4 protein-coding genes and 3 pseudogenes are annotated in these 5992 nt (G+C 35.2%); 5 read left to right on the top strand and 2 right to left on the bottom strand.

Translation table 11 applies throughout. From position 1 onward, the window contains the following. Positions 1 to 555: pseudogene (locus ACINWC141_RS19295) on the bottom strand (IS3-like element ISAba22 family transposase); the annotation flags it as partial. A gap of 66 nt (positions 556 to 621) precedes the next feature. On the opposite strand from ACINWC141_RS19295, the pseudogene ACINWC141_RS03880 reads away from it, so the two are divergent. The 3 genes and pseudogenes from ACINWC141_RS03880 to ACINWC141_RS03870 all read left to right on the top strand — a co-directional run. Further along, positions 622 to 1701, top strand: a pseudogene (locus ACINWC141_RS03880) (fimbria/pilus outer membrane usher protein); the annotation flags it as partial. Further along, a complete protein-coding gene (locus tag ACINWC141_RS03875) occupies positions 1698 to 2717 on the top strand; it encodes a fimbrial protein (protein WP_009388167.1) in 1020 nt (339 codons plus the stop codon). The pseudogene ACINWC141_RS03880 and the gene ACINWC141_RS03875, both read left to right, overlap by 4 nt. Before the next feature lie 559 nt (positions 2718 to 3276). Beyond that, positions 3277 to 3456, top strand: a complete 180-nt coding sequence (locus tag ACINWC141_RS03870) for a hypothetical protein (protein WP_009388160.1) — start codon at positions 3277 to 3279, stop codon at positions 3454 to 3456. A 163-nt stretch (positions 3457 to 3619) separates the two neighbouring features. Here ACINWC141_RS03870 and ACINWC141_RS03865 read toward each other — a convergent pair whose 3' ends face one another. Next, entirely contained in the window at positions 3620 to 4471 is an 852-nt protein-coding gene (locus tag ACINWC141_RS03865; protein ID WP_009388162.1) for a LysR family transcriptional regulator, read from the bottom strand. Between the two features lie 94 nt (positions 4472 to 4565). Between ACINWC141_RS03865 and ACINWC141_RS03860 the strand changes: the two are divergent. Together ACINWC141_RS03860 and ACINWC141_RS03855 are read left to right on the top strand one after the other, a co-directional pair. Beyond that, a pseudogene (locus ACINWC141_RS03860) lies at positions 4566 to 5132 on the top strand (DMT family transporter); the annotation flags it as partial. Positions 5133 to 5186: 54 nt separating this feature from the next. Then, positions 5187 to 5992, top strand: an 806-nt coding sequence (locus ACINWC141_RS03855) for an IS30-like element ISAba125 family transposase (RefSeq protein WP_081033352.1), incomplete at its 3' end; no start/stop codon positions are given.

The raw sequence follows: 5992 nt of genomic DNA, 5'->3' as shown, positions 1-5992 counted from the left end.
TTATCTGACGTACAGCGTACATACTCATTTTTATACCCTGAGCTTGTAAGTATTTGGTTAATCGAATATAACCATAGCTCTGCTTTGTCTCCTCATGGGCTATTTTCACCAATATCGTCTGTTGATTTCGTTGAATCGTTCTTTTGCTCACGCCTCTCTTGAGCCAATCATAAAAACATGAAACTGAAACATGAAGTAATCGAGCCATTAAGGTAATTGGAAAAGAATATCTTTTTTGTTTCATATAGGCGTACCTTACTGACTTTCTTTGGCAAAGTACGCTGCTGCCTTTTTTAAAAATTCACGTTCCATTTCAGCTATTTTGAGCTGTTGTTTGAGTTTTTTATTTTCTTCGAGTAGAGCGTTTAGATCAGGTGAATACTGTTTTGTACCTGCTAAAGTTCCAGCCTTTGCTTTGGTATTCCAATTTGAAAGAGTTTGCATTGAAATGCTAAGTTGTCTGGCTGTTTCCGAGACATTGCCTTGATTGGCTTCAATTAATTTGATGGCTTCAGCTTTAAATTCTGTGGTGTAAGTCTTGTGTTTCTTGCTCATGGTAAACTCCTGATGAGTGTGTTTAGTTTACCAAGTTAAAACCTCCTGTTTTTTCAGCACACATCATTAATTCAAGATTTACAACAACAAAATATTGATAGCTTTTCCGTAGGTAAACAAAAAAGTGAATTCCAGATTACTTTAAATCAAGTTCTTCCCAAGCAATGGGGAAATTTTTATTTAGTGGGTTCATGGATAAACTATTGGAATCATTCCACAAACAATAAGCAGTTCCAATTAGGTTATAGCAATCAATTTAAAGATTTAACTTATAGTTTATCTGCAATTACTAGCGAGATTGATGAAGGAACTACTCGCGCGAGTCGAGATACGCAGTACCTTGCTTCTTTATCTTTTCCATTAGATTTTAAGAAAAACTCTCTGACTTTTAATAGTGTTATTGGTGAAGATAGTCAAACTTTAAGCTTCAGTGGCTTTACAGGAAATCGCTTAAATTACGGCGCATCGATTTCTTCTCAGGATCATAATCAAACCAACATAAATATTAATGGTACCTATAAAACAAACTATACAACATTAGGTGCTTCATTAAGTCACGCAGATTCATATCAACAAGAAATGCTTAACTTCAGTGGCAATGTTGTTGCACATTCTCAAGGGGTTCTATTTGGGCCAGATCAGGCTCAAACCATGGTAGTGGTCTATGCACCGGATGCGACTGGAGCACAAGTCGCTAATACACCAGGACTCAGTATTAACAAAAAGGGATATGCAGTTATTCCCTATGTTACGCCTTACCGTATGAATGACATCAGTCTTGACCCACAAGACATGTCCAGCCAAGTTGAACTTGCTGAAAGCAGTTTACGAATTGCCCCCTATGCGGGCTCGATTAGTAAAGTTCAATTCTCAACAAAAAAAGGTTATGCACTTTTTATTAGTACGACAATGTTAGATGGCTCACATTTGCCTTTTGCTGCACAAGTTTATAACCAGAATAATGAAGAAATAGGGATTGTCGCGCAAGGCAGTCGCATTTATTTAAGAACACCCTTAACCCATGACCGTTTATATGTGAAGTGGGGCGAAACGAGTACTGAAAAATGCGAAATTGAATACGATATAGCGGATCAAATAACACATAAAAACCAACCAATGATTATGACAAAGGCAGTCTGTAAATGAATAATATTTTAAAAAAAATTGGATTTTTGGCAGTGAGCCTATTTGCTTATAGCCATACAAATGCAAATTGTAATTTAAGTAAAGGATTTACTACCGTCGATATTCCAATGACTATAGGTAAAATCGTAGTAAAACCAAACGATCCAATAGGAACGATCTTACAAAAAAATACTTTTACAATTTCACCCAATAATTCAACTGCAACATGTAATCGTGCAAGTGATCAAATTATTGCAGCTCTTCCCTTAAATTATCCTATTAGTCCTATCGGTAATAATGTTTATGCGACTAATATTCCCGGTATTGGCATTCGTCTTTACCGCGAAGCTTCCGATGCTTCAGATTTTTCAGGATATTATCCCTATAGACGCACATTAACCCCAAACACGCCATATACACTTTCCCCAGGGTATTTCGTGATGGAAGTTATTAAAACTGCTGCAACTACTGGTTCTGGTGCATTAGTCGCTGGTCGTTACAGCACCTATTATGTATCAGGACAACAGAACCGCCCATTTTTAACAACAACCGTATTAAGTAATAGCCCTATTCTTATTGCGTCCTCATCTTGTGAAATTCAAAATGGTGTAGATACACCGGTTCAACTTCCAACAGTGATGAAATCAGGCTTTAAAACTATTGGTTCAACCCAAGGAGAACAGAGTTTTAATCTATCAATCTTATGTAATGGTGGCGAAAACAACTCTGGTATAGCCACAAGTAACATGATTAGTTTAAGTTTTGATTATAATTCTGATATCTCAAATAATCAGGTGATTAACAATAGTGCCGCGAATTCAATCAGAGCTAACGGTGTAGGTGTTGAACTATTATGGAATATGAATGGAGCAAATAAGCCGATTCAAAAAGCAACTAAGCTAAATATAGGTATGGTGAGTTCCAACCAGACTATAGAATATGATATTCCCTTAACTGCACGTTACTATCAGACTGCCGCCAATGTAACCTCAGGTGAGGTTAAAGCCACAGCGACTGTGACCATTCAATATGATTAGCCTCCATTTATAAAAATACTAAAATTTAAAAAGCTTGAGGCTACTCAAGAAAGTCAAAAACGTTAATATTTTTTACTTTGTAGTTATATTAAAAAATCACATAAAAAAATGCTCATAAGCAAAAATAGCAAATGAGCATTAGTGATAACCACTTAACCTGAAATACAAATTGTGGGAAATAGATCACAATTTGCATGAGTATAATTTCAAAATTTGGCTTAAAGATCAAGTCTTTTTTTTAACAAAAATTTAAAAAAAAGCAATAAGATATTGTTTTTACGAAATTAAAAAAATAAATTTAATCTATAAAAACTATTTTATAGTGTTTCTAAAGAATTATCATTCTATTAATTAATAAAAACTTAACTTTAAGTATAAGTAAAAAATATTCATGCAATTTATAAAATTAAAATTCATTTTAATTTCATAATGTTAGATCAAAAAATCAGAATTTAAATTATTTAGAATTACATAATTAATAATAAAAAAAACATAAATAAATTTAGAAATACCCTTCAATTGCAAATAATATCTTTTAGACTTTTTATCAGAACGTAACATGCTCATTTTTTGGAAAATATTATGTATCTTATTATTAAGTCTAGGCGCTACGAGTATAGGTTTTGCGATTAGTAAAATTGATCTTTTTCTTTTTTGTATAGGTTTACTTTTATTAACCTCATTTATCTTAGCTTTAAAGCAAGCACGTGAAGATGCAGGTTTCTTTCCTGATAATTAAAATATGGACAAGAGTAACAACAGAAGAATTTAAGTGAGAAATGAATCTATTTGGAATAAAGCTACCTCCTAGTAATTAAAAAAACTTACAAAATCGACTACCGACTGTTTAAATAAAACAGCTCTAGGCTAATAAATTATCTAGCTCTCTTATTTTTTAAGATTTATATTTTATAAGGCTCGAAGCAACTCACAAGAAAGTCCATCACCACTCGTATTGCTGGACTATGCCGTAAATCTTCATGTGTTACTAACCAGATTTCCGCGCTCATAGGATAATCATCTTGTAACCTTACTAGGTTACTGAGTGCTCCTAAAAAATCGGGTAAGACAGCTAAACCGACCTCCCCACATGCGGCTCTCCACTGCAACTCAGGATGGTTTGTAACCATTATAGGTTCTTTATTGCCTAATCTTTCTTTTAACTTTTGTTGTTTTTGACCATGTACGCCTCCTACCTCTACACTAATCCACTCATAGCTTTCAGGATTAGTGGAAGCTAAATAATTTGGAGCAGCATATATCCCAAAAGGAATTTCACCTACTTTGCGAGCAACTAAATTCTCATCCTTAGGTCGCCCAAATCTTACCGCAATATCAGCTTCACTATGCTGTAAAGAAACATAATGAACATCTCCCAGTACACGTAATTTTAACTGAGGATAATGACGATAAAATCCCCCCAGATGAGGCATGATGAGATGTGCAGCAGTTAAAGGAGGCATACTGATAGAAACACTCCCCATCACTTCTTGCTGACCAGCCTGAGTTAAACGTTCAATAGAAAAAGTTTCTTCCATCATACGAGCAACCACTTGAGCAAGACGTTCCCCATCAGGGGTGAGAATGTAAGTCCGTGGTCTACGGTCAACTAATTTAAGTTTTAAGTTTTGTTCTAGCTGGGCAATTCTTCTAGATACTGTTGCATGATCTACACCTAATTTTCTTGCGGCAGCTGACAGTGACTTCTCTTCGGTAAAAACTGAAAAGTAATGTAAATTTTCCCAATCGATCATTGTGCAAATTTTCACATAAGAAGTGTATTAATACGGAATTGTACACCTTTATAGAATTATCCAGAATAAAACCTTTCTTAATGGGAGCCTGTCCATGAACAGAACGGTGGCTTATGCCTATGCTGGCGTTGTATTAACGATGTTTTTTTGGGGATCAGCATTTAATGCCATGTCTTATATCATTCATCATATGCCTCCGCTATCTGCTGCATCTGAACGGTTTTCAATTGCAAGTCTAGGCTTACTTCTGATCTTTTCAATAACAGGAAAATTAAGATGGGCAGCCTTAACTCAAAATTTATTTATCTATCTTATTATTGGGGTTATCGGTATCGCGGGATTCAACATAGGTTGTTTTTATGGCTTACAGACTACATCTGCCGTAAATGGTGCTTTAATTATGGCAACTACACCATTAATGACCCTATTAATGACAATTATTTTGGATGGTGAAAAACTTACCCCGAGTAAATTTTTAGGTGTTTTATTTGGCTTAAGTGGCGTTTTACTGGTCATTAGTCAGGGACATATAACCACTTTATTTCACCTCAAAATAGACATTGGAGATCTATTTATATTATTAGGGGCTTTTGGATTTTGCTTAGCAAATGTTTTATCTCGCCGTTATGTAAAAAATGCCACACCACTAGAAACAACAACTGGCAGAGTAAAACTTGAAGTGCGACATAAACCACCTAATTAATTTAAAGGGTTTATGGAGTATATAAAATTGTCATACCATCATCTTAACTTTGAAGATCGTACTGCATTAATGCTTGAGTCAAGAAAAGAAGGCTTTTCAGCCAGAAAATTTGCTGAACTCATTAAAAGACATCCTAGTACGATCTATCGTGAGCTTAAAAGAAATAGCATCAATGACGTTTATCAAGCTCGATATGCTTCTGATAACACCTTCGCTAGACGTAGACGTGGTCACAGAAAACTCAAAATCGATTCAATCCTCTGGAAATTTATTGTTGAAGCGATCCGTTGTTTATGGTCTCCTCAGCAAATAGCAAAGCGTTTAAAGACATTTCCTGATTTGGATCAAACAATGAATGTAAGCCATACAACGATTTATTCAACGATACGAGCATTACCAAAGGGTGAGTTGAAAAAAGACTTATTATCCTGTCTGCGTCATGAAAATAAAAAGCGAAAAGCTAACGGTGAACCTAAAAAAGATTCTATATTACAGGATATTAAAACTATTCATGAGCGCCCAGCCGAAGTTCAAGAAAGAAAAATACCGGGTCATTGGGAAGCTGATTTAATTAAAGGTAAAGACAATAAAAGTTCGATAGCAACACTTATTGAACGAAATACACGGCTCTGTATCTTGGCAACATTACCTGATGCAAAGGCAGAATCAGTGCGCAAGGCTTTAACTGAAGCTCTGAAATATTTACCTGCAGAACTGCGTAAAACGTTGACCTATGACCGTGGACGCGAGATGTCAGAACATAAAATACTCGAAGAAGATTTAGGCATAGATGTATATTTCTGTGACCCACATTCACC

Source organism: Acinetobacter sp. WC-141, from assembly GCF_000313935.1.
Classification (GTDB): Bacteria; Pseudomonadota; Gammaproteobacteria; order Pseudomonadales; family Moraxellaceae; genus Acinetobacter.
Note: the sequence above shows the minus strand (reverse complement) of the source record. Positions and strands in the feature narration are given on the sequence as shown.